The organism is Mesorhizobium sp. M1312, from assembly GCF_040318115.1.
Classification (GTDB): domain Bacteria; phylum Pseudomonadota; class Alphaproteobacteria; order Rhizobiales; family Rhizobiaceae; genus Mesorhizobium.
In genome coordinates this window covers 33,478-56,693 of sequence record NZ_JAMYLQ010000022.1, presented here as the reverse complement: position 1 = coordinate 56,693, position 23,216 = coordinate 33,478, and the positions used below count along the sequence as shown (strand labels likewise).

Annotated in this window: 22 protein-coding genes and 1 pseudogene; 11 read left to right on the top strand and 12 right to left on the bottom strand. The window is 63.5% G+C overall.

Annotated elements, in window-relative coordinates; translation table 11 throughout:
* Positions 1–87: 87 nt before the first annotated feature.
* Positions 88–669, top strand: a complete 582-nt coding sequence (locus NKH36_RS23020; protein ID WP_352961801.1) for a DUF1349 domain-containing protein — start codon at positions 88–90, stop codon at positions 667–669.
* 289 nt (positions 670–958) lie between these two features.
* Here NKH36_RS23020 and NKH36_RS23015 read toward each other — a convergent pair whose 3' ends face one another.
* The 3 genes from NKH36_RS23015 to NKH36_RS23005 form a co-directional block, all read right to left on the bottom strand.
* Positions 959–1,366, bottom strand: coding sequence for a PIN domain-containing protein (locus tag NKH36_RS23015; protein WP_352961803.1), 408 nt, complete (start codon positions 1,364–1,366; stop codon positions 959–961).
* Positions 1,356–1,586, bottom strand: a complete 231-nt coding sequence (locus NKH36_RS23010; protein WP_352961804.1) for an AbrB/MazE/SpoVT family DNA-binding domain-containing protein — start codon at positions 1,584–1,586, stop codon at positions 1,356–1,358. The genes NKH36_RS23015 and NKH36_RS23010 overlap by 11 nt, the downstream gene beginning before the upstream one ends.
* Before the next feature lie 152 nt (positions 1,587–1,738).
* Positions 1,739–2,545 carry an SRPBCC family protein gene (locus NKH36_RS23005; RefSeq protein ID WP_352961805.1) on the bottom strand — a complete coding sequence of 269 codons (807 nt, stop codon included), beginning with the start codon at positions 2,543–2,545 and terminating at the stop codon, positions 1,739–1,741.
* A 395-nt stretch (positions 2,546–2,940) separates the two neighbouring features.
* On the opposite strand from NKH36_RS23005, the gene NKH36_RS23000 reads away from it, so the two are divergent.
* Both NKH36_RS23000 and NKH36_RS22995 read left to right on the top strand, forming a co-directional pair.
* Positions 2,941–3,651 carry an SDR family NAD(P)-dependent oxidoreductase gene (locus tag NKH36_RS23000; protein ID WP_352961807.1) on the top strand — a complete coding sequence of 237 codons (711 nt, stop codon included), beginning with the start codon at positions 2,941–2,943 and terminating at the stop codon, positions 3,649–3,651.
* A gap of 212 nt (positions 3,652–3,863) precedes the next feature.
* Positions 3,864–4,855: pseudogene (locus tag NKH36_RS22995) on the top strand (isopenicillin N synthase family dioxygenase).
* 337 nt (positions 4,856–5,192) lie between these two features.
* Here the strand turns inward: NKH36_RS22995 and NKH36_RS22990 are convergent.
* Positions 5,193–5,993, bottom strand: coding sequence for an IclR family transcriptional regulator (locus NKH36_RS22990; protein WP_352961809.1), 801 nt, complete (start codon positions 5,991–5,993; stop codon positions 5,193–5,195).
* A gap of 241 nt (positions 5,994–6,234) precedes the next feature.
* On the opposite strand from NKH36_RS22990, the gene NKH36_RS22985 reads away from it, so the two are divergent.
* The 4 genes from NKH36_RS22985 to NKH36_RS22970 are packed head-to-tail and all read left to right on the top strand — an operon-like array spanning position 6,235 to position 10,745.
* On the top strand, positions 6,235–7,287 hold the full coding sequence (locus tag NKH36_RS22985) for a substrate-binding domain-containing protein (protein ID WP_352961811.1): 1,053 nt from the start codon (positions 6,235–6,237) through the stop codon (positions 7,285–7,287).
* Between the two features lie 19 nt (positions 7,288–7,306).
* Positions 7,307–8,815, top strand: a complete 1,509-nt coding sequence (locus NKH36_RS22980; RefSeq protein WP_502912093.1) for a sugar ABC transporter ATP-binding protein — start codon at positions 7,307–7,309, stop codon at positions 8,813–8,815.
* Positions 8,812–9,777, top strand: coding sequence for an ABC transporter permease (locus NKH36_RS22975; protein WP_352961814.1), 966 nt, complete (start codon positions 8,812–8,814; stop codon positions 9,775–9,777). The genes NKH36_RS22980 and NKH36_RS22975 overlap by 4 nt, the downstream gene beginning before the upstream one ends.
* Positions 9,774–10,745 carry an ABC transporter permease gene (locus tag NKH36_RS22970; RefSeq protein ID WP_192358209.1) on the top strand — a complete coding sequence of 324 codons (972 nt, stop codon included), beginning with the start codon at positions 9,774–9,776 and terminating at the stop codon, positions 10,743–10,745. The genes NKH36_RS22975 and NKH36_RS22970 overlap by 4 nt, the downstream gene beginning before the upstream one ends.
* Here the strand turns inward: NKH36_RS22970 and NKH36_RS22965 are convergent.
* Positions 10,719–11,654, bottom strand: a complete 936-nt coding sequence (locus NKH36_RS22965; RefSeq protein WP_352961816.1) for an amidohydrolase family protein — start codon at positions 11,652–11,654, stop codon at positions 10,719–10,721. The two genes, NKH36_RS22970 and NKH36_RS22965, sit on opposite strands and share 27 nt — an antisense overlap.
* Positions 11,655–11,731: 77 nt before the next feature.
* Between NKH36_RS22965 and NKH36_RS22960 the strand changes: the two genes are divergently transcribed.
* Genes NKH36_RS22960 through NKH36_RS22945 form a run of 4 tightly spaced genes read left to right on the top strand, consistent with a single transcriptional unit; the run spans position 11,732 to position 15,697 of the window.
* Positions 11,732–13,051: an alanine racemase gene (locus tag NKH36_RS22960; RefSeq protein WP_352964622.1), complete on the top strand. Its 1,320-nt coding sequence runs from the start codon at positions 11,732–11,734 to the stop codon at positions 13,049–13,051.
* Between the two features lie 44 nt (positions 13,052–13,095).
* A complete protein-coding gene (locus tag NKH36_RS22955) occupies positions 13,096–13,440 on the top strand; it encodes a RidA family protein (protein WP_352961820.1) in 345 nt (114 codons plus the stop codon).
* A gap of 9 nt (positions 13,441–13,449) precedes the next feature.
* The gene (locus NKH36_RS22950; protein ID WP_352961822.1) at positions 13,450–14,460 is read left to right on the top strand and encodes a succinylglutamate desuccinylase/aspartoacylase family protein; all 1,011 of its coding nucleotides are present in this window, start codon (positions 13,450–13,452) and stop codon (positions 14,458–14,460) included.
* A 58-nt stretch (positions 14,461–14,518) separates the two neighbouring features.
* Positions 14,519–15,697: a hypothetical protein gene (locus tag NKH36_RS22945; RefSeq protein ID WP_352961824.1), complete on the top strand. Its 1,179-nt coding sequence runs from the start codon at positions 14,519–14,521 to the stop codon at positions 15,695–15,697.
* A 350-nt stretch (positions 15,698–16,047) separates the two neighbouring features.
* On the opposite strand, the gene atzF is transcribed toward NKH36_RS22945, so the two are convergent.
* Genes atzF through NKH36_RS22910 form a run of 7 tightly spaced genes read right to left on the bottom strand, consistent with a single transcriptional unit; the run spans position 16,048 to position 23,207 of the window.
* A complete protein-coding gene (atzF, locus tag NKH36_RS22940; RefSeq protein ID WP_352964621.1) occupies positions 16,048–17,877 on the bottom strand; it encodes an allophanate hydrolase in 1,830 nt (609 codons plus the stop codon).
* The gene (locus NKH36_RS22935; RefSeq protein WP_352961828.1) at positions 17,874–18,224 is read right to left on the bottom strand and encodes a cupin domain-containing protein; all 351 of its coding nucleotides are present in this window, start codon (positions 18,222–18,224) and stop codon (positions 17,874–17,876) included. The genes atzF and NKH36_RS22935 overlap by 4 nt, the downstream gene beginning before the upstream one ends.
* Positions 18,217–18,885 carry a cysteine hydrolase family protein gene (locus NKH36_RS22930; RefSeq protein ID WP_352964620.1) on the bottom strand — a complete coding sequence of 223 codons (669 nt, stop codon included), beginning with the start codon at positions 18,883–18,885 and terminating at the stop codon, positions 18,217–18,219. Before NKH36_RS22930 ends, NKH36_RS22935 begins: the two co-directional genes overlap by 8 nt.
* Entirely contained in the window at positions 18,885–20,414 is a 1,530-nt protein-coding gene (locus tag NKH36_RS22925; protein ID WP_352961832.1) for an ABC transporter ATP-binding protein, read from the bottom strand. The genes NKH36_RS22930 and NKH36_RS22925 overlap by 1 nt, the downstream gene beginning before the upstream one ends.
* 9 nt (positions 20,415–20,423) lie before the next feature.
* Positions 20,424–21,125: a biuret amidohydrolase gene (gene biuH / locus NKH36_RS22920; protein ID WP_352961833.1), complete on the bottom strand. Its 702-nt coding sequence runs from the start codon at positions 21,123–21,125 to the stop codon at positions 20,424–20,426.
* A gap of 25 nt (positions 21,126–21,150) precedes the next feature.
* Positions 21,151–22,077 (bottom strand): ABC transporter permease, encoded by a 927-nt coding sequence (locus NKH36_RS22915; RefSeq protein WP_352961834.1) that lies wholly within the window; start codon positions 22,075–22,077, stop codon positions 21,151–21,153.
* Complete coding sequence (locus tag NKH36_RS22910) at positions 22,077–23,207, bottom strand: ABC transporter permease (RefSeq protein ID WP_352961906.1); 1,131 nt, start codon at positions 23,205–23,207, stop codon at positions 22,077–22,079. The genes NKH36_RS22915 and NKH36_RS22910 overlap by 1 nt, the downstream gene beginning before the upstream one ends.
* Between the last annotated feature and the right edge of the window lie 9 nt (positions 23,208–23,216).

The following is a 23,216-nucleotide window of genomic DNA, read 5'->3' as shown; positions in this document are numbered from 1 at the left end:
CGGTTGAAGCCGCGTACAAGAGACAAATCCGCCTCTTCGCATGAGCGGCGGATGACGCAACACGAAGTGGAGAGGCGAACAAGTCCGATGACATCTCAGCACGCAGAACTGACCTGGCTCAACCCGCCACCGCATCATGCCTTCCGCGACAGCTCCGTGCATGTGCGGACCGGCAAGGAAACCGATTTCTGGCGCGAGACGTTTTATGGCTTCTGGCGCGACAATGGCCATTTCCTCTACCGGCAGGCCGAGGGCGATTTCAGCGCCGAGGTCACCGTCAAGGGGGACTACAAGGTGCTCTACGATCAGGCCGGTTTGATGGTCCGGCTGAGCGAGACGCACTGGGTCAAGGCCGGCATCGAGTTCACCGACGGGCTGGCATATTTTTCCGTCGTCGTCACCAACGACGCTTCCGACTGGTCGCTGGTCAGCATCCCGGCCGGTCCGGACGGCGTCAGGATCCGGCTGACCCGCCATGCCGAGACAATCCGTGTTCAGTATCTTGACGCCTCCGACCATCACTGGAAGCCGGTGCGGCTCGCCTATTTCCCGCCCTCGAAAACAGTCGATATCGGCGTGATGTGCTGTTCGCCGCAACGTGAAGGTTTCGAAGTCACATTCAGTGATTTTTCGGTCGGCCCGCCGATCTCGAGGGAACTCCATGACTGATGCGTCCTGTCACCGGATTGGGGCTCCGCTTTCACAGTGGGATCGTTCCGACAGGCGAATTGCGAGGCAAGGTGATCGTCTCAATCCGACCGGAATCCTTCCGCTTCAACTGGGACAACGATGACCGCGGCACATCGTGGAGTTCACGCCGAGCGCCGACCCCGTTGCAGGGCGCCGAGGCTGTATAGGCGCGGCGTCGGACGGTTGTGTTTTTCGCTCGAATTGCCCGACGCCCGTGCAGGGCGAGGCGTTGCCCCGTTGAGATGTCAGGGAGGAAATCCGCGAAGGATCAAGCACTTGGCCGAAACGGATTGGCGATACGCAGCCCTTCGTCGAGCGTCATCCCACGCTGCATATCCTCTGACCACAGTGTGTCGCAGCCAGCGTGAAGCGCTGCTGCGGCGATCATGGCATCGTAGATGGAAAAACTGTAACGCTCGGCCAGCGCCAGCCCGGTCTGGTGCGTTTCGATGGTGACGGGATGGACGGTCAGCAGGCCGCGTAGCGTAGACAGAAACATGTGTGTCTCCATCCACGACAGCCGCATCTTGCGGCGGGCGACATTGGAGAGTTCGTTGAGAACCTGCACGCTGATCGCGCCGCCGGCGGCGATGGCCATCTCCGCCTGATCGGCTTTTATGGGATCGCCCGACGCGATATAGACAAGGACATTGGTGTCGAAGAAGCTACCGGGCATTCGCCTCATCCCGGTCGAACTTGAAATCGGCGGGAAGGCGACCCCGGAAGGCGCGAAGCCGCTTCAGCAATTCGTCGCGCGCGGGTTTGCGCGCGACGCCGAGTCGTCGGGCATCGGCGACATGGATTTCAATCTCATCGCCTTCTCTAAGTTCGAGGGCCTCGACCACAACGGCAGGAAGACGGATGGCGAGGCTGTTGCCCCATTTGGCGACCTGCATCACACTCTCCTATGGATATACGTTAAGCGATATGTATATCCGCAGGCAAACAACATCAAGAGACCGCTCGATGCCGAAGATATTGCTGCTGGATGCAAAGACCGTTTCATTCGTGGCAGAGTTCGTCAGAAAGTCCAGATCCAGGCGCTCCGTCAGCCCGGGTGTTTGAAAGTTTCGACAAACCAGTTCCGCCACCGAGGCTCGCCCTCCTCGGCGCGCTGCTCGGCGTCGTCGCCATAAAGATACAGGGCCATGCTGGCATTTGCGCTGCCGTCGGCACCATAGGTCCCCATCAGGGCGATGCCGGGAGCAGGCCCATTCAGGCGCAGCACGATGAAGCGCTGCTTGTCGTCCTGCCGCACGCGTTCGACTATGCCGGATAATCTCTCCGGCCGCTGCGGGCCATTCCGCTCCTCACCGACGTTTGCGCCGGCGAGACCGAGCGTCTCGGTAAGCCGCCTCCAAGTCGCGAGCTGGTCGGCCTCCGTGCTGGCCATGACGATAAAGCTGGCGGCCTTTTCGCCGGCGAAGTGCGAAAGGTAAACGCGCAGCACCTCGAAAAAGCCGGGCCAGCCGCTCTCGAACCCTTCCAACTGATCGTCCCAATCGTCGGTCGAGGCAAACAGCGAATGGACCATGCGAACAACGCACCGATCACCCGACCGGCTGGTCACGGTGATCTCCGTTGCGACTGGCGGTGCCCCTTCGCTCCACTCGCGTTCGACATAGCCGAAACGGAAGGGAGGCTCCCAGGTCGTCACTTCGCCGGTGGAGGCTCCATTGGGACCGAAGTCGAAATGAAGCCTGCCGCCGACATGCTCGTCGATCGTCGTTTTTGTGAACCAGGCAGTGTTGCCGGGGCCCGTCGCCATTGCCCGCCACACCCGCTCGGGTGTCCCGGGCGTGATGAACTCCATCTCGACCCAGCGCTTTCCGGATTCGTCTTTCTTGATTGGCATGGGAACTCCTTTCAGGGTTGGCGTCGCCAGGGCACGACGCCACTACTGGCCGATGCGACCGCCCGCCCAAGCTCAAGCATTCTCTTTTTCGTATTGACAAAATATTTTGTCAATACGGGGCGATTGATGGCTGGAAATCGGCTATGGCGCCTCGTTGCCTTATCGAGCAATCTGCACGCCCGCAATCAAGTCGCCTTCTTGAAGAGTAGGGTAGATGGAGAGCGACCTGGGGTCGCGGAACCTTCGAATGCCATGACAATCGTCTCTATGTCGGCCCGAAATCCGACTTCGGTCTGCCGGACGGTCTGCCTCAGAAATACGAGTGGCAGGACCTGAATCGCCAATCCGCCGCACTAGAATCCGTACCACACCAGAATCCATAAGGGAGAAGCTCCATGACATCAGATGTGGCAATTATCGCTGGAGCAGGACCGGGGCTGAGCGCCTCGCTTGCACGTCTTCTCGCCAAGGAGGGCTTTCGCGTGGTCCTGGCTGCCCGCAACGTCGGCAAGCTGAGCACGCTGGTCGACGAGACCGGCGCGCTGGCGGTCGAAACGGACGTTGCCGATGTCGCGTCGGTGGAAAACCTGTTCGACGTCGCCGACAAGGCCGGTCCTCTGTCGCTTGTGGTTTTCAACGCCAGCGGCCGCGCCCGTGGACCGATCGCCGACCTCGAACCCGAAGCGGTCAGGCAGGCATTGCTGGTCGGCGCCTATGGCGGGTTCCTGGTCGGCCAGCAGGCCGCGCGCCGGTTGCTTTCCCGCGGCTCCGGCTCGATCCTGTTCACCGGCGCCACCGCGAGCGTCAAGGGGTTTCCGGGTTCGGCCGGCTTTGCCATGCCAAAGTTCGGCCTGCGCGGACTGGCGCAATCCATGGCCCGCGAACTTGCGCCGAAAAACATCCATGTCGCGCATTTCATCATCGACGGTGTGATCGCGCCGAACGAGCCCGGACAGAATAGGCCCGGACAGGCCAGCGAACCCGACCGGCAGGATCGCCGGCTATCTCCGGAGGCGATCGCCGAAACCTATCTCGCAATCCACCGCCAGCATCGCAGCGCCTGGACTTGGGAGCTCGAACTCAGGCCGTGGGTCGAAAATTTCTGAGTCTCGGCCGGACTGCAATTCGTGCATATGGTTGCCATGGTGCCATCGTGCCATGGAACACCATTCGGACGTTATTTGCCTGGCGGCCCCCAAACGCAGCGCTGACTTTCTTCCATTGGCATCGAGATTGGATCGAGCGTTGCTTTGATCGCAACGACTTGCGTGTCACCGTCGAGGCCTGATCCAAGCCTGAGGCAGAAGGAAGGTTGACCATGGCCAGGATTGTACCCGTGCTCGATCTTAGCCGTCTCGAACAGGGCGCATCGGAGCGTCGGACCTTTCTGTTCGATCTGCGCAAGGCGGCCCGCGATGTCGGCTTCTTCTATCTCAGCGGTCACGGAATTTCGGCTGTGGAGATCGACGAGGTGCTCGACGCCTCGCGCCGGTTCTTTGCCTTGCCGGAAGCCGACAAGCTGGCCATCGAAATGGTCAAGTCCCCGCAATTCCGCGGCTACACGCGCACCGGTGGCGAACTGACCAAGGGCAAGGCCGATTGGCTCGACCCATATCACAGGGGCCGGGCATTCCTGCCTGGACGCGGCTGCAAGGGCCGAACCAGTGGCCTTCGGCCCTGCCGCAACTCAAGCCGGCGTTGCTGGCATGGCAGACCAGAGCGACGGCGGTGGCCGTCCGCCTGCTGAAGGCGTTCGCGCTGTCGCTCGACCAGGCCGAGGACGCTTTCGATCCGATCTATAGCGGTGAGCCCAACCATCGCATGAAGATCGTGCGCTGTCCCGGACGCGACGCAACCGGCGACGACCAGGGTGTCGGCGCACACAAGGACGGCGGGTTCCTGACGCTCCTGCTTCAGGACGAGAATAAGGGACTGCAGGTCGAATATGACGGAAGCTGGGTGAATGTGGATCCCATCCCCGGAACGCTGGTGGTCAACATCGGCGAGCTCCTCGAACTGGCATCGAACGGTTATCTCAGGGCAACGGTGCACCGTGTCGTCACGCCGCCGGCTGGTATCGAGCGAATTTCCGTTCCTTTCTTCTTCAGCGCCCGGCTCGATGCGACGATCCCGTTGCTCACCTTGCCTGAAGAACTGGCTGCCGAGGCGCGCGGACCGGCGAGCGATCCGGACAACACGCTGTTTCGCGACGTCGGAACCAATGTGCTGAAGAGTCGCCTGCGCTCGCATCCTGACGTGGCGCGCCGGCACTATGCCGATCTTCTTGAGACAAGGGTATCACCCGTCTGATGAGGTCAGAGCAAAAAGAACAGGAATTTCGTTATCCCGCCGGCTTTTGGAATTTTGTTCGTCGCCAACCCGCTCAAACAAGCTCAAACAGGTAACACCGTTCGGCGGTTTCCTCCCATTCCCCTGAACGGCGTTCCCCTCTGAAGGTTGTAACCTTCTTTTGGCCGGGCCGTATTCGAGCCCGGCCATTTTTTCGCGCTCCCTTTGGCGAAGGCGTCAGAGCCGATTCTTCAAAAAGCGCGTCGCGTCAAAAGGAATTCACGCGACGCGCTTTAAGTTGGTTGTTTTTATGCATGTCGTCATCCCAAAACCGCTGCGCTCTTTTGGGCGACATGCATTAGCTTCCCGCCAACGACAATCCACGGGCGCGTTCGCACAGCAGGGCAAGCAATTCGCTGCGCCGCGCTTCCGGCGTGTCGACTGGCAACACGAAGCAAAGGGTCTTGTTGATGGCGCCGTAGCTATCGCGGATGGGCGCGGCCATGCACCACGTGAAGCGGTCGGCGAGGGCGGCGGTCTCGCTGAAACCTTGCTGGCGGGCCAGGGCGACATCGCTGAAGAATTCGGCTGGAGGAATGACGCGGCCGTCGGGCAGCTTGTAGTCGCCAGGCGGGATGAAGTCCTTTATCTCTTCCTCGCTCATATGGCCGAGCAGGAGCCGCCCGGACGCCGTCCACGGGATCGGCACCTCGACCCCGACATCGCTTGAAATCCGGAACGGGCCGGATGAGTCCCGGCAATCGAGAACGATATATTTGTTTCCGCGCAGGCCGCACAGTTGCACGGTCTCGCCCGTCTCCGCTGCCATCTTGTCCAGCGTCTCGATAATGCGCCGGTAGTGGGCGTTGTGATGCGAGTAGGCCCAGCCGAACAGATGCATAGCCCGCCCGAAATAGACGTAGCCCTCCGTCCCGACGTTTTCGAGCATTTCGGCTTCGAGCAGGCTGTTGACGATTTCGTAAGTGGTCGAACGCGGGGCGCCGATCATCTTGGCGATGTCGCCGACGCGCATCGGCGCTCGGTGCCGCAAAAGCGCTTCCAGCAGCATGATGACGCGGTCGATGCCGCGGCGGCGTTCGCCATTGCGCGGCTCGGCGCCGGCTTCCGTTTCGATCAGACCAGTAGCTCCATCGCTCATGTCGGCCGCATCCGCGTAAAAATCAATTCGGCCCTCGTCTCAAGACGCTTGAAAGATGTCAAGGCTCAGTCTAGCATCCCATTTGTCCGATATACAGACATGTTGTCCGAAATATCAGACAATAACGAGCCAGGCGCAGAACGTTCTGACGAGAAAAACAGGCGGTTTCCGGATGCGGCAACCGGCGGGCTTTTTCGTCCGGACCCCGCACGTCCAGCCCTAACCTCAGAAGGGAACAATCATGACGAAATCACCGTTTTTCGCATCCGCCAGCGCCCTTTGCCTCGGTCTTCTCCTGAGCCTCGGCGCCGGTTCGCAGGCCAACGCGGCCGCCAAATGCATCAACGGCGACCGCAAGGCGCCGTACACGATCGGCTGGGCCAACATCTATTCCGTGCCGACCTGGATGAAGCAGACACAGGGCACGATCGAAGCCGAAGTCGAGACCCTGAAGAAGCAGGGGCTGGTCGACAAGCTTGTCGTGACCGACGCCCAGGGCGACGCAAACGTCCAGATCCAGCAGATCCAGTCGATGATCGATTCCGACGTCGACGCCATCATCCTGATTGCCGGCTCGTCGACCGCGCCGGCGCGTGTGCTGGCGGACGCTTGCGCCAAGGGCATCGCCATCATCAACTTCGACAGCCTCGTCGACACCGACCAGGTCACCGCCAAGGTCAACACCGATTCCGCCCAGTGGGGCGATCAGGCGGCCAAGTTCCTGATCGACGCGATCGGCGGCAAGGGCAAGATCCTCATCCTCAACGGCCCGGCTGGCGTTTCGGTCAGCGACGATCGGCGCAAAGGAGCTGACGCGGCGCTCAAGGCCCATCCTGACGTGACGGTGCTCGCCGAGACCAACACACCCTACAATGTCGCGCCTGCACAGGAAGCCGTCACCAGCCTGCTGTTCGCCAATCCCGAGATCGACGGGATACTGTCGCTCGGCGGCGCCTTGTCGGCGGGCGCTGTACTCGCCCTCGACAAGCAGGGCCGCGAACAAGTGCCGATCACCGGCGAGAATGCCCGTCAGTTCCTTGAACTCTGGAAGGAAAAGGACCTCAAGAGCTGGGCGACCATGCAGCCGAACTGGCTCGGCGCTTTCGCCACCTACACCGCCGTCCAGGCGCTGGAAGGCAAGGATTTGCCGGCTTTCGTCAAGATCCCGCTGCCGGTGATCGACAACTCCAGCATCGATCAATACCTCGCGCGGGCGGCCGATTTTCCGGCCGACGGCTACATCTATTCGCCCTACGATGAGGAGCTGTTCAAGAAACTTCTGGCTGAGCAATAAGCCTGAAAGGTCGCAGAAAGTGCTGGCCACGGCTACGCTTCTTGCCGCGCGGGGTGTGTCGAAGTCCTTCTTCGGCAATCCCGTCCTGCGCGACGTTTCCATCGCTCTCCAGCCGGGCCGCGTGCATGCGCTGCTCGGCGAGAACGGCGCCGGAAAGTCGACGCTGATCAACCTCTTGTCCGGTGCCTTGCGCCCGGACGGCGGGGCGATCGAGGTCGATGGGCGCCCGGTGTCGCGCATGACCCCTGCCTATGCGCAACAGGCGGGGATTGCCGTTGTCCAGCAGGAACTCAGCCTGACGGCCAGCTTCTCCATCGCCGAGAACATCGGCCTTGGCGCCTATCCTCGCCGGTTCGGTTTGCTCGACTATCCCGAACTCGCCGTGCGAGCCAGGGCAGCATGCGATCTTGTAGGGCTTCACGAACCGCTCTCGATGCCGGTCGGACATTTGTCGCTTGGCCGCCGGCAGATGGTGGAGATAGCCAAGGCGCTTTACCGCCGGCCGCGCGTGCTCATTCTCGACGAACCCACTTCGTCGCTTTCGGCAACCGAAACGAAAGTCCTGACGGAGTTGCTGGAGAGGCTGCGCGGCGAGGGCATCGCAATTCTCTACATTTCGCATCGGCTGAACGAAGTCATGGCGCTGTGCCAGCATGTCACCGTGCTGAAGGACGGCACCTGCACGGCGGACCGCAGCCTGGAAGGAACCGACGCCAGCGGGCTGGTACGGCTGATGGTCGGCCGCGACCCCGGCGACCTCTTTCCGCATTGGCAGCCTTCGGCATCGGCTGCCAGCGCCATCTCGGTTCGCAATTTTTCGGCCGGCCTGATGCGCGATGTCGATCTCGACATCAGGACGGGCGAGGTGCTCGGCATCGGAGGCCTGGTTGGGCAAGGGCAAGAAGATTTGCTGCTCGGCCTCTACGGTGCCATTCCGGCGAGGACGGCATCCGCGGCCGTCAACGGTGCTTCGGGGCTGCCCGCCGGTGTGCCGAAAGCCAACGCGCTTGGCCTCGCCTATGTCCCGGCCGACCGCAAGCGCGAAGGCCTGCACCTGATCCATTCCATCATCACCAACATGATGCTGCCCGCTTTCGCAAGACTGCCGGCGCTGAAGCTGCGCAGCCGCCGTGCCGAGCGTGAGACGGCAAGAGGTCTCGCCGTCCAGCTTGGCATCAAGGGCGATCTCGGCCGGCCGGCACAGGCCCTGTCGGGCGGCAACCAGCAGAAGGTCGCGCTGGCGAAATGGATGCCGCACGACCCGCTTGTGCTTCTCCTCAATGACCCGACACGTGGCGTCGATGTCGAGACCAAGCGCGAAATCTACATGATGCTTCGCAACTTCGCCGCCGCCGGCAAGGCGGTCGTGCTGCTAAGTTCCGACACACCCGAACTGGTGCACCTTTGCGATCGCGTTGCGGTGGTCCGGGAGGGCCACATCGTTGCCATGCTCGAGCGCAGCGCATTGAGCGAGGAAGCGATCGTTTCCACCGCGATGGGCGCCGAACAGCGAAAGGTTGCGGCATGAATACGGTGGCCCCCTCAAGGCAAGCCGGCGCTCTCTACTGGCCGGTTCAACTGCGCCGCAATGTCGGCGTGCGCGGCCTGTTCGCCGTGGTCATGGCGTTCCTCGTCGCCTATGGCGTCCTGTTTCCCGGCCTCTTGACCGGTTCCGGCTTCGCCAAATTCACTCAAAGCTGGTTTCCGCTGGCGCTGGTCGCCATGGCCCAGGCGATCCTCATGCTCACTGGTGGCATCAGCCTGGCGATCGGCGCAATGGTCAGCCTGGGCGCGGTGATCGCCGCGACGACGATGACCGGGCCGCTGGGCGTAGCCGGCGGTGCCGCTGCAGTGGCGCTGACCGGTGTCGGCATCGGTGCCGCGACCGGGTTCATCGTGGTGAAACTTCGGTTGCCGGCGATCGTGGTGACGCTCGCCGGCTCCTTCATCATCGGCGGTGCTGCGCTGCTCATCCTGCCGAGACCCGGCGGCGCCATTCCAGAGTGGCTGTCGGACCTGCTTGCCGGCAACACGCCCGCAGGCTTCGTGCTGCTGATGCTCATAGTCCTTCTGTGGAAGCTCTATCTCGCCACGCCGCTTGGTTTGAGCCTCTATGCTGCCGGCGAGAATCCGGTCGGCGCCTATCGCTCCGGCGTGCCGGTCGATGGCGCACGGATAGCGGCTTACGCGATCAGTGGCCTGCTTTGCACAGGCGCCGGTCTGTTCGTTGCCGCGCAAACGGGTTCGGGTGATCCGGTCATCGGCACGGCCTTCACGCTGAATTCCATCGCCGCCGCCGTGCTCGGCGGCATCGGCTTCCTCGGCGGTCAAGGCACGATGCGCGGCGCTCTTGCCGGCAGCCTGCTGCTCAGCCTGATGATCAGTGTGATGTTCTTCCTCGGCTTCACGCCGGTCGCTCAGTATGTCGCACAAGGCCTCATCATCATCGGGGCGGTCGCCATCCCGCAATTCCGCAAGGTGCAGCAATGACAGCATGGAAAGAGAGCGCAGGCGGCAGGCGCGCCCTGACAATCCTGCGCAGCCGGCCTTTTCTCACCGTTGCCATCGTTGCCGCGGTGTGGATCGTCGCGAGCTTCGTTTCGCGTGGCTTCGGCGCCTATGGCCATTTGCGCTATCTGGTCGAACTGGCCGCGGTAATTGGCCTGGTTGCGGCGGGCCAGACCTTCGTGGTGATTGCCGGCGGCATCGACCTTTCCGTCGCGGCTATCGTCACAGTGAGCGCCGTCAGCCTGCCGCTGCTGTCGTGGCAGGGGGATCCGACCGGGCTCACCGCCGTCCTTGCCGTCCTTGCGTTGACGACGACAATCGGTCTGGTGAACGGGCTGGGCGTGGCGCTGTTGCGCGTTCATCCGATGATCATGACCCTGGCCATGGCGACATTCCTGCAGGGTCTGCTGATCATCATCGCCGGCGGCAGCGCCGTGACCGCCGAAAACCCGCTGGTTCGATGGCTCGGCAATGCGCGGCCGGCCGGTATTCCCGCAGGTGTGCTCTTGTGGGTGGCCGTCTCCGTGATCGTTCTGGCCGCAATGCATGCCACATCCTTTGGAGCACGGCTCTTCGCCATGGGCGCCAATCCGCTCGCCGCGGCACTGTCAGGGGTTCCAGTGACCTCGACGACGCTGGCGGTCTACGGCATCAGCGGCTTCACTTCAGGGCTTGCGGGCGTGCTGGTGCTCGGCATGAACGGGCAAGGCTATGTCGGGATCGGCGATCCCTATCTGCTCGCCTCGATTGCGGCCGTGGTGCTCGGCGGCACCTCGATCCTCGGCGGGCTCGGCACCTATGCCGGCACCATCCCCGGCGCCATCCTGCTGGTCACGATCACGGCTCTGATCACCGTCGTCAACGCATCACCGGGCTGGCGCAGCATCCTGTTCGGTTCGCTGATCCTGGGGCTGCTGCTTCTCTCAGGCAGGGAGCAGGCCCGCCGATGACATATCGTCCAGCCGGTAGATGCGCCTTGCGTTGCCGAAGAACAGCGCCGTCTGCTCGTCTGCGGAAAGCTCCCCGGCAATGGCCTTGAAGCTGTCATATACCGCATCGAACGACGCGTGCAGACCGGCTACCGGGAAGTCACTGCCGAACATCGCGCGCTGCGTGCCGAAACAGTCGATGCAATGCATGACAACCGGCTTCAGGCTGTCGAGCGACCAGTCATGATCGTAGGCGACCAGATCCGATATTTTGATGGCGACGTTGTCACACTGGGACAAACGCCGAACCCCTTCGCGCCACGCCCGCATTCCGTCCGTATCGCGATTGATCGGGCTGCCGCAGTGGTTGAGGACAAAGAGCTGGTCCGGATAGGCCGCTGCGAGGCGCGCCGCACCGGCGAGCTGGCGCGGAAACACCATCAGATCGAAAACCAGCCGTTGGCCGGCAAGCAGGGACAGGCCGGCGCGCCAGGCCGGATCGTCCATGATGCCGTCACGGGCAGCGAAACGGCGGGCAGGGTCGGGATCCCAGCTCAGTATGTCGCGCACGCCGACGACACGGTCGAATGCCGCCTGCGCCTCGACCAGCGCCGGCGCATCGCGGTTCGCCAGCGGGACGTGAACGACGTAGCGGGCAGCCACGCCCCGCGACTTGTCGAGTGTCTCAAGCCATCGCGTTTCGCCGATGCAGTTGTCCCCGGCCCAACCGGCCTCGACATGGACGGTGGCGACAACATTGTGTCGGCTGGCATCGCGCAAATAATCCTCAGGAAGATAGTTTCGCCGCAAGGGGCCAAGCTCGCCCAGGCCGCCGCGTTCGCCAGCCGCGAGCCAGGGGTGCCGGCCGAGGCCGAGATCCCAAAGATGATGGTGGGCATCGATGATCGGTCCGGAGTAAGGCTTTGGCACGCATCTCTCTCATGGTGTGGCCGGCATTGGAGATCGATCCGGACTTCATCCTGGGAAGGCGAAAGGACTAGCATCGGATGACCGAAAACTCACCCATGCCGGCGCTCGCGACCAGTGAAAATTTCCTGCTCGACGATCGCATCCGCGGCGTGCCGCCCGGCACCTTCGGGCTGGACAGCAGCCTTGTCGCATCTGAGCGCTGGCATCCGGCCGACGGGCGCATGTCGTTGCCGGTGTTGACCCTCGACGAGGAAGCCTTCATCGCCAATCGTGACCTGTTTCTGCGCTACGCGCGCGAACAGGGCGCCATGATCGCACCACATGCCAAGACCCCGATGGCGCCCGACCTTGCCCGATCGTTGGTAGAAGCCGGAGCATGGGGCACGACCGTCGCGGATATCAGGCAGGCCGCGGTGATGCTCAGGGCTGGGCTCTCTCGGCTGATCATCGCCAACGAGGTTGGTGGATCAGGCGGTGCGAACCGGCTCGCGGCGCTGGTTGGCGCCGGGCCAGGCGCCGAGCCCTTCGTCTTCGCCGACTCGATCGCCGCCGTGAATGTGCTCGCCGAAGCCTGGCGGGCCAATGCGATGCTGCCGCCGTTACGCGTGCTCGTCGAACTCGGTGCGGGGAGGGCAGGCGCCCGGACCACTGGCGAAGCCGAGGCGATCGCCGATGCAGTTGCCGCAGCCGGCGGACGGCTGCTGATCGCCGGCATCGCAACCTACGAAGGTGCCGCGGCGCAACCCGATCCTGGCCGCACTGATAAGGCGATCTCGGCTCTGCTGGCGATAACCGCCGACATGTTCCTGCGGCTGCGCGCCCGCGTCGGCGGCGATGTGCCGCTGATCGTCACAGCCGGCGGCTCGGTGTTCTTCGACAAAGTGGTCGCAGCACTTTCGCCCGCCGTTTCCAGGGACGGCAATGCGACGCTGGTGTTGCGCAGCGGCGCCATCTTCTTCCACGACCATGGCATCTACGACCGCTCGCTTGGCGCGCTCGATGCCCGCAAGGGCTTTGCAGTCGGCGGCGTCGGTGTTTCCGCACGAAATTCGTTTCGTCCGGCTTTGCGCCTGTGGGCCGAGGTGCTGTCGCGGCCGGAGCCCGGCCTCGCGATATGCGGTATGGGCATGCGGGACGTGTCGTTCGATCAGGGCTTTCCGATAGTGCTCGCGATCTTCCGGGCCGGCAAGTCGCTGCCGATACCACGCGCCGAGGTCTTCAAGCTCAACGACCAGCACGCCTTCCTGACAGTCGCGCCGGGCGACGACATTGCCGTTGGCGACGTCGTTGAATTCGGCATCTCTCATCCCTGCACCTGCCTCGATCGCTATCGCGTGATCTTCGGCGTCGACGCGGCCGGGCATGTCCGCCATGCCTTTCCCACTTATTTCGGCTGACCGGATCTTGCGGCGGCCCCAAGGAAACCTCGAAAGGATCCGATATGATCAAGTATTTCCAGTCCGGCTCCCGCATGTCGCAGGCGGTCGTCTATGGCGGCCTCGTTCACATCGCAGGCCAGGTAGCCGACAATCGCAAGGCCGGCATCGAAGGCCAGACCAGCGATGTGCTCGCCAAGATCGAGGCGCTTTTGGTCGAGGCCGGCAGCAGCAAGTCAAGGCTTGTGGCGGTCAACATTTTCCTGCCGCAAATCGGCGACTTCGACGCCTTGAACAGCATCTACGATGCCTGGGTGGATCCTCAACGCCTGCCGGCGCGGGCCTGCGTCGAGGCGCGTCTCGCCGATCCCGACCTCCGCATCGAGATCACAGCGATCGCCGCCCTCTGAGTTGCCGCCATGCACACCGGCCTCACCCATACGCTCGACTTCGACCGGAACGGCAAGACATCAGGCCATCTCAGTATTCCCTTCTCGATAGACCGTTCGCCCTATTTCCAGGTCAAGGTCCCGATCTGCCACATACGCAACGGTGAAGGCCCGTCGCTGCTTCTGATGGCCGGCAATCACGGTGACGAATATGAGGGCGAGCTGTCGCTGGCAAAGCTGATCCGCCGGCTGGATTCCAAGCGGATCAAGGGCCGCGTCACCATCCTGCCGATGGCGAACCCACCGGCGGTCATGGCCGCCAAGCGCTGTTCGCCGCTCGATGGCGGCAATCTCAACCGCGCCTTTCCAGGCGATCCGTCGGGCACGCCGACAAGCCGGCTTGCCAGTTTCCTGGAGACGGAACTGTTTCCCCGCCACGACGTCATCTTCGATATTCATTCGGGCGGCACCTCGATGGAGCATCTTCCCACGGCGCTTGTCGAGCGCAATACCGATCCCGACCAGCATGGGCGCGGGGTGGAGCTGATGCGGGCGCTTGGCATGCCGTATGGGTTCGTGGCCGACAATGGTCAGGCCTCGCCGACCTCGATGGGCGCAGCCCGCCGGGCCGGCGCCATTGGTGTCAGCGGCGAGTTCGGCGGCGGCGGCACCGCCACAGTCGACACGATGGCGATTACTGCTCGCGCGATCGACAATCTGATGGTCGCCGTCGGCGTGGTCGAGGCCCCGGTTCTCCCGCCGGAGTCAAAGCCTTCGGCGCCGACGCGACTGCTCTCGCTTTCCCGGCACAGTCAGGGCCTGTACGCCACCCGCCGCGGCTGGTTCGAACCCGCCGTCAGGCTCGGCGACGGCGTGAGCGCCGGACAATTGGCCGGCTGGTATCACGACCTCGAACGGCTCGATCTTGCCGAGGAAGCCCTGCATTTCGCCGAAAGCGGTATCGTACTTTCGCGCCGGCTGCACACGATGTGCGAGGCGGGAGATTGCCTCTTGCAAGTCGCCGAACCGGTGGAAGGCTGACGGGAGCCCAATCGGCGTCTGCTCACGGCGCCATTGCAGAAAACTGAGAGGATATTTCATGCAGCTTTCGATGTGGACCTATCCCTGGGATGTCCAGGATCTGGGTTTGGAAGCCGTCGAACGCGATCTTATCGAGCGCGCCGGGCTCAACATGATCAGTCTCGCGACCTCCTATCATGCCGGCCGCTTCCTGCAGCCGCGCAGCCCGCGCCGCAAAGCCTATTTCCCGGAGGACGGCACGATCTACTTCAAACCAACCACCGCGCGATGGGCCGATCTCGTGATCCAGCCCAAGGTGGCGGACGTGATCACGGAACGTGGCGACGTTCTGGCCGAACTCGTCCAACGGCGCGAGGCAGGCGGCCTCCAGGTGTCATGCTGGACGGTCTGCCTGCACAACACCCGCCTCGGCATGCTTTATCCGCAAGCCGTCACCCGCAATGCCTTTGGCGATCCCAACTATTATAATCTCTGTCCGTCACATCCGGATGCGCGCGCCTATGTCCGTGCGCTGGCCGCGGATATCACGCATACTTACAAGCCGGACAGGATCGAACTTGAAAGCCCGTCCTTCATGGGCTTCGCCCACGAATATCATCACGAGAAGGATGGTGTCGGGCTGACGCCGGAAGACGACTTTCTTCTGTCGCTGTGCTTTTGTCCGTCCTGCCTCGCCCGCGCCGCTGCTGCCGGCATCGAAGGCCAGCCGGCGCGTGAGCTCGTCAAGCAGTGGATTGCCGAGGCGTGCGAGCGCGCAGTGCCTGAACGGCGCCTTCCCGAATTTCCCGCAAGTGGCCTGGACGCCTTTCTGCCCTGGCCGCAACTCCACGCCTATCTGTTGTGGCGGTTCGAGCCGGTGACCAGTCTTGTCGCCGAGCTGCGCGAGGTTGCCGATCCGGGGACACGTGTCCTCATCATCGACCTGAAAGACGGCTGGCTCGGCGGCTGCGATCTGGCATCGCTCGGCAAGGTCTGCGACGGGGCGATCCTGTGTGCCTATGATATGCAGGCCGGCGAAGTCGCAGGCCTGATGGCGGCCGGCCGCACCGCGCTCGGAGCAGAGAAATTCCTCGGCATCGGTTACCGGCTCTTCTATCCGGAAATGGCAGGCCCTGAAATCCTCGCCGCCAAGCTGAAACCGGCCCTGGCGCCGGACGTCGACGGTATCAATTTTTATAACTACGGCCTTGTCCCCGCCGCACGACTCGATTGGGTGCGTGCAGCACGAGCTGTTTGAACAAATCGATCCGTGTGCCGCAGTCTAGCTGTTAGTCCAGGTCCGGTCTCGAACCGTGAACCTGGGAACGGGACTGCGGCTTTGCCGTAAGCGATCCATATGCGCCTGCCTTCCACACTACGTTGTGTGGGAGGCGGCAGATGCAGAAGGGTGCAGGACCGAACAAGCCAGGTGGCGACAGATGAAGCCCTGTTGTCGGTTGCAAGCGCTTGGTGACGCCTGCCACTCACGGTGCAATTTTCGAACACGCGCTTACGGATCGCTTACCGCCTTCGGCGTGACAGGCTCGGCGAGCATCGCTGCTATGATTTGAGGTCGCGCTGACGGTACCGGCGCGAACGGCCGGTCGTTCAATCGGCCGGGACGCTTTCCAGTCGCTCTCCGCCGGCCTTTGCGATGAAGCTGCGCCAACCGCCATAGGCTGAAATGTCGATAGCTTGTGACAATCCGGCGGTTTCGACCAGGAAGCCTTTGGCCGATGTTCCGTCATCGAGCTCAATCGTGCCTATGCCGAGCGGCGGCGGGATTGCGGCCACGAAGCGTCCGAACGCATCTGCTGAAAGCCGCCAAACCTCGACATCGATGGCCGCTCCGTTGCCATCGGCAACACGCACGAGCCCCGGCTTCGGCACGGCTTGGCCGGCGAGAGCATAAAGCTGATAGGAGGCGATCGTCTTGGCGGCTCTGCTCAATCGCGCGCCCAGCGCGCAGAGTTGGCTGTTAAGCGGCATTCCCGACAAATGCGCGCCGACGACCACGAGCTCGATCATGTCGTCACCAGGGTCGAATGTTCTGGCGACGTTGGCAGGCATCGCCCAGCCTGTCGCGCCTAGGCCGAGACCGCTGGCTGCATGGAGCTCGCTGGCCAGCGTCGCCGTCAGGGCGTCCTTGCCGGCCGCCGCAAGCAAAGTGACGCTCATCGGCAGACCGTCGTCGCGCTTGCCCGTCGGTACGGCGATGCCGCACATGTCGAGCAGATTGACGAAGTTGGTGTAGGTGCCGAGTCGGCTGTTGGTGACGATCGGATCGGCCAAGACGGCGTCGATGGTATAATGCGTCGGCGCCGTCGGCACGCAGAAAAGGTCGACCGAGGCGATTACAGGCGCCAGTCTGGCCTTGTAGGTCTGTAGCGCATAGAGGCCTTTGAAAGCGTCCGCTGCGGAAAGTTTTCGCGCGCCGCCGACGATCTGGCGCGTCACCGGATGCATTGCCGCCTCGTTCACGTCCATGAAATCCGCAATCGCCGCATAGCGCTCCGCCACCCAGGCGCCTTCGTAGAGCAGGTTGGCGGTGGCATAGAAATCGCCGAAGGGGATTTCGATCAGTCGGCAGCCGAGCTGTGCCAGCGTCCGCAGCGCCGTTTCGAATCCCGCCTGCATGGCCGCGTCGCCAAAAAATTCCCGATCCGTCTTTGCCGGAACGCCGACAGACAGAACGGGTGGACGCGGCCCGAGTGACGGTGCCGCGATGGAGCGCGAATAAGAATCCGCGTCATCTTTGGCCGCCGCGGCCCTGAAGACGCCGTAGGCGTCATCGACGGTGAGCGCGAAGACGGAGACGCAGTCGAGCGTACGGCAGGCCGGCACGACGCCGGCGGCCGACAGCGCGCCGACCGTCGGCTTCAGCCCGACGATGCTGTTGAGGCCGGCGGGGATACGGCCGGATCCTGCGGTATCGGTGCCGAGCGCGAAAGAAACAATGCCGTGCGCCGTCGCCACGGCCGAGCCGCACGAGGAACCGCCCGGCACCAGTTTCGGATCGATCGCGTTTCTCGGGATCGGATAGGGCGTGCGCACGCCGACTAACCCGGTGGCGAATTGGTCGAGATTGGTTTTTCCGACGACCAGCGCGCCGGCCGCCCTCAGACGCGCGACGACGGTGGCGTCTTTCGCCGGTAAGTATGCATATTCGGCGCAGGCGGCCGTGGTCGGCATGCCGGCAACATCGATGTTGTCCTTGACCGCGAACGGCACGCCCCAGAGTGGCTTTGCCACGGGGTCGAATCCGCCGAGTGCCTCGGCTTCGGCGAGCAGGTCCGCCTTGCTCGCCAGATGGATGAAAATGCCTGGATCGTCCGCTTTCGCTGTGCGCTGAAACACGGTTTCAATAATGGTAGCGGCCGACATGCCGGAGGCATAGGCCGCGTGCAGCCTGCCGATATCCAAGCGGATGTCGCTCATTTCGTCTCGTCCAGAATGACCACCGGCAGATTCCACTGGATCAGCACGACGCAGCCGTCCTTCGTCCACACCGAATGCTCGGTCCCGACCGGGTTCAGGATCACGCTTCCGGCAAGATAGTCGCCATTCTCGTCGCTCTGGGTGCCTTCCAGCACGACGATGGTTTCCAGCCCGACATGGCGATGGCGCGGCACGCCGGCGCCGGGCCGATAGTTTAGGATCGCGACGGACGGTTCGGCCGGTCCGCCCTTGAGCAGCCAATGCACCATGATGCCTTCGCGAAAACGCTCGAATGCCAGATCACGCCAGCCCCCATGGATGAGAGCCGGGTATGCAATGTTAGGCATCGGCAATTCCTTTGAGCACCTGGTCCGTCATCGCCGTCCAGCCAACGATCGCGCCCTGCGCCCTGATCATGGCCAGCGCGGCCGCCTTGAACTCCGGAAAATAACTTTCTGTCGCATCCTCGGCCAGCAGGCATTCATAGCCACGGTCGTTGGCCTCGCGCATCGTCGTCTGCACGCAGACTTCCGTCGTGACTCCGGCGAAGACCAGTTGCTGCACGCCGAGCCGCTTCAGGTCCTCGCCAAAGCTGGTGGCGTAGAACGCGCCCTTGCCGGGTTTTTCGATGACGATTTCGCCAGGCAGCGGGGCCACCTCGTCGAGGATCGCCGTTCCCGGCTCGCCGACGACCAGCACGCGGCCCATCGGACCGGCATCGCCGATCCGGATCGACGGATTGCCGCGATTGCGCTTGGCCGGCGGCAGGTCCGAAAGGTCTGATCTGTGGCACTCCATCGTGTGGATCACCGGCAGGCCGGCGGTGCGAAATCCCTCGATCAGTCTCTTCACCGTCGGCACGATCGCCACCACCCGGCCGACGTCGTTGCCGAGGCTGGCGCCGAAGCCGCCCGGCTCGGCGAAATCGCGCTGCATGTCGATGACGATCAGCGCCATCGCCTCAGGCCTGAAGGCAAACGGAAACGGCAACGCGTCGATCTCGGCCATCAGTGATGTCCCGCCATATGCTCGCCGATCGTCTGGACGCTCGCCTGGGCGATCGGCGTCTCATAGACCAGCGCGCCGTCGGACATGACGAAAATGCGGTCCGAAAGTTCAAGCAGCTCATCGAGATCTTCCGACATCAGCAGCACCGCCGCCCCGGCATTGCGCGCCTTCATGATGCGGGCGCGGATTTCGGCGACCGCCGAGAAGTCGAGGCCGAAGCAGGGATTGGACACGATCAGCAGATCGACCTCGCCGGTCAGTTCGCGGGCGAGCACAGCGCGCTGCACGTTGCCGCCGGAGAGCGACGAAATCGGCGAGGCGAGCGAGGCCGTCTTGACCTTGAACTGCTCGACCAGGCGGGCGGCATAGTCCCTGATTGCACTCATCCTGATCCAGGCGATCGGCTTGCCGGCGTCGTTCAGGTCGAAGGTCCGGAATGCCATGTTTTCCGCCACCGTCATCCTCGGCGCGCAGGCATTGCGCAACGGTTCCTCCGGGATGAAGCGCACATTGAGCGTGCGGGCCTCGGCGCGGCTGGCGCCGTAGGGCGATCCCTTCACCAGGACGTCGCCGGCATCACGCGTGCGTTGCCCGGCAAGGACTTCTAAAAACTCCTTCTGGCCGTTGCCGGAAATGCCGGCGACACCGACGATTTCGCCGGATTTCACATCGAGCTCGCCGATATTGATGGTCTTCAGGCCCGTTCGGTCGGGCGCCTTCAGTGCCTTCACCGTCAGGATTTGCCGGGCGCCGACAGGCACTGGAGCGCGTGAGTCGAGCGCGGCAATCGGCTGGTCGCCGATCATCATCGCCGCCATCTGCTTGTGAGACAGCTCCGAAACTTTCCCCGTTCCTGTCGGTCTGCCCTTGCGCAGCACCGTGATCTCGTCGGCGAACACCGTCACCTCGTGGAACTTGTGCGAGATCATCAGCACGGTGAGATCGCCCGCCTTGCTCATGCCGCGCACGAGGCCCAGCACTTCCTGCGCCTCGCCGGGGGTTAGCACCGACGTCGGCTCATCCAGCACCAGAAAACTGCGGCCGAGATAAAGCTGCTTGATGATTTCGAGCTTCTGCTTTTCGCCGGCGGCGAGTTCGGCCACTTTGACGTCGAGCGGCAGCTTGAACGGCATCCGCTCCATGAACTGGGCAAGTGCGGCGCGCTCCTTGCGCCAGTCGATAATCCCCGGCACCTTTTCGCGGGAAATGACCAGGTTCTCCGCACCTGTCAGCGACGGGACCAGGGTAAAATGTTGATAGACCATGCCGAGGCCGAGCGCCGAGGCGTCCTTCGGACTGGCGATCCCGACCTCGCGGCCGTCGACCAGAATGTCGCCGGCGGTCGGGTGATAAAAACCCATGATGCATTTGACCAGCGTCGACTTGCCCGCGCCGTTTTCGCCAAGCAGTGCATGAAACGATCCCGCCGGCACCTTGATGGAGACGTCGTCCAGAGCGGTGAAGGCGCCGAAGCGCATGCTCATGCCGATGGTCTCGACGCCAACCGCTCTTTTGCCGTGGTCACTCATGGGCGAACCTCATGGCAACTGGCCAACGAAGGATGCCGAGTTCGACACCGCACCGAACACACCGCCTTGCATCTTGATCATCTTGATCGCGGCGAGATGGTTGCCGTAGTCGGTCGCCCCGCAGCAATCCTCCAGCATCACGCATTCGAAGCCGCGGTCGTTGGCTTCACGCATCGTCGTGTGCACGCAGACATCTGTGGTGATGCCGGTGAGCACGATGTTTTCGATGCAGCGCTGGTTGAGGATCAATTCCAGGTCGGTGGCGCAGAACGAGCCCTTTCCCGGCTTGTCGATGATCGGCTCGCCTTCGGCCGGATAGAGATCGGGGATGATGTCCCAGCCCGGCTCGCCCCGCACCAGGATGCGCCCGCAAGGTCCGGGGTCGCCGATGCCGGCATTGATGCGGCGCGAGCGCCAGCGCTTGTTGGCCGGCAGGTCGGCGAGATCGGGCCGGTGGCCTTCGCGCGTGTGGATGATGGTGTAACCCTTCGCCCGCATCGCAGCCAGCACCGACTTGATCGGCTCGATCGGCGCCCGCACCAGCGAGAGGTCGTAGCCCATATGATCGACATAGCCGCCCGGCCCACAGAAATCGGTCTGCATGTCGATGATGATCAGCGCCGTGTTGTCGGGCCGAAGCTCGCCATTGTAGGGCCATGGATAGGGATCGGCATCGATGTAGCGCTGCGTGACCCCGGCTCTGGCGTTCATTGAGCAAAACTCCAGTCTGGAAACGTCATTTGGTGATCGACAGTTCGTCCGGCGCGCCGGCCAGCGAACGGCTCGGCGACGATGTGGCGATCATGATGACGAGGGTGAGAATGTAGGGTGCGGCGTAGAACAGATAGTAGCCTTGCGTGACGCCGACCGATTGCAGCGCTGGCCCGAGCGCGCCGGCGCCGCCGAACAGCAGCGCGGCGGCAAAGCAGCCGAGCGGGTTCCAGCGCGCGAAGATGACCAGCGCCACCGCCATCAGCCCTTGGCCCGACGAAATGCCTTCGGTCCAGCTGCCGGGGTAGTAGAGCGACAGATAGGCGCCGCCGATGCCGGCCAGCGCGCCGCCGATGCCGGTGGCGATGAGGCGCACGGTGTTCGGGTTGAGGCCCATGGCGCGCGCGGCGTCGGAGCTGTCGCCGACCACGCGCACGATCAGGCCGGCGCGGGTGTTGCGGAAGGCCCACCACAGGAACACGGCAAGGGCTGCACCGATCAGGAACAGCACATTGACGTTGAGCGCCGCCTGCACCTGCGGAATATCGGACCAGCCGCCAAAGGGGATCGCCGGCAGGTCGGGCGCCGAAGGCTGAATGAACGGTTTGCCGAAGAAGAAAGCAAGACCCGAGCCGAACAGCATCAGCGCAATGCCGATGGCAATGTCGTTAACCCCACGGAATTTGCAGATCCAGCCGTGGAACAGGCCGAAACAAAGACCGGCAGCGGCGGCGGCCAACAGGCCGAGCCACGGCGAGCCGGTCATCACTGCGACGGCATAGGCGGTCATTGCGCCGAACACCAGCGTGCCTTCGAGGCCGAGATTGATGCGCCCCGAACGTTCGGTGATGGCTTCGCCCAGCGATACGAAGATAAAGGGCGTCGAGACGCGGATGGCGCCGCCGAGCATGGCAAGCGGAACGCCCCAGAGGCCGATCTCGGTCGCGTCCATCAGGCAGTTCCCTTCAACAGATCGGGCCTCTGCCAGAGGTCGGGATTGAAGGCCTTGAAGCGGCCGTAGAAGGTTTCGCTGAACAGGATAACGACGAAGAGCATGCCTTGCAGCACCAGCACGGTGGCGTCGGGCAGGTCCATGCGGCGCTGGATCAGCCCGCCGGAGGCGTCGATGCCGCCAAGCAGGAAGGCGACCGGGATGATGGCGAGCGGATTGTGGCGGGCGAGGAAGGCGACCAGGATACCGGTATACCCGTAGCCGGTGGCGAGCGAGGCGTTGGCGCTGCCTTGCACGGCGGCGACTTCCAGCATGCCGGCAAGGCCGGCGAAGCCGCCGGCCAGCGCGGTGAAACCGACGATCAGCGGTCCGACGGCAAGCCCCTGCACCTGTGCTGCCCTGACATTGCCACCGGCGATGCGGGCGGCGAAGCCCCAGCGGGTCTTTTCGATCAGCAGCCAGGACAGAACGCAGGCGATGACGCCGACGACCAGGCCCCAATGCACGTCCATGCCCGGAATGGTGCCAATGCGGTAGGCCTCCGCCAGCGGCTCGGTCGAGGGTTTGTTGAGCGAGGCGGGATCGCGCAGCGGCCCTTCCACCAAATGGTTCATCAGGGCGATGGCGATATAGGCCATCAAAAGGCTCGATATGGTTTCGTTGACGGCACGGTAGTGGCGTAGCGCGCCGACGGCACCGATCCAGATGCCGCCGGCGGCCAGGCCCGCCACGCCCATGGCAAGAATAACGAAAAAGGCGGGGGCGCCGCTGGTGGCCACGCCCATCGCAGCGGCGGCAACACCGCCCAGCATGATCGCGCCTTCGCCGCCGATGACGACGAGGCCGAGCCGGGCCGGCAGTGCCACGCAGAGCGCCGCAAGCAGCAAGGGTGCGGCCCGCGACAGCGAGTTCTGGACCGAGAACCACGAGCCGAAGCCGCCGCGCCACATCGTTTCATAGAGCTGCACCGGCGGCTTGCCGACCAGCGCGATGAACAGGCTGAACAGGGCCATGCCGACGATCAGCGCCGCGAGTGGGATGACGAAGGCCTCCGCACGCCGGGCGATCCATTCGATCGCCGTCGGGTAGCCCCGGGCGCCGAGCATCACTGGCACGCTCGCACTGCTCATGGTGTCTGC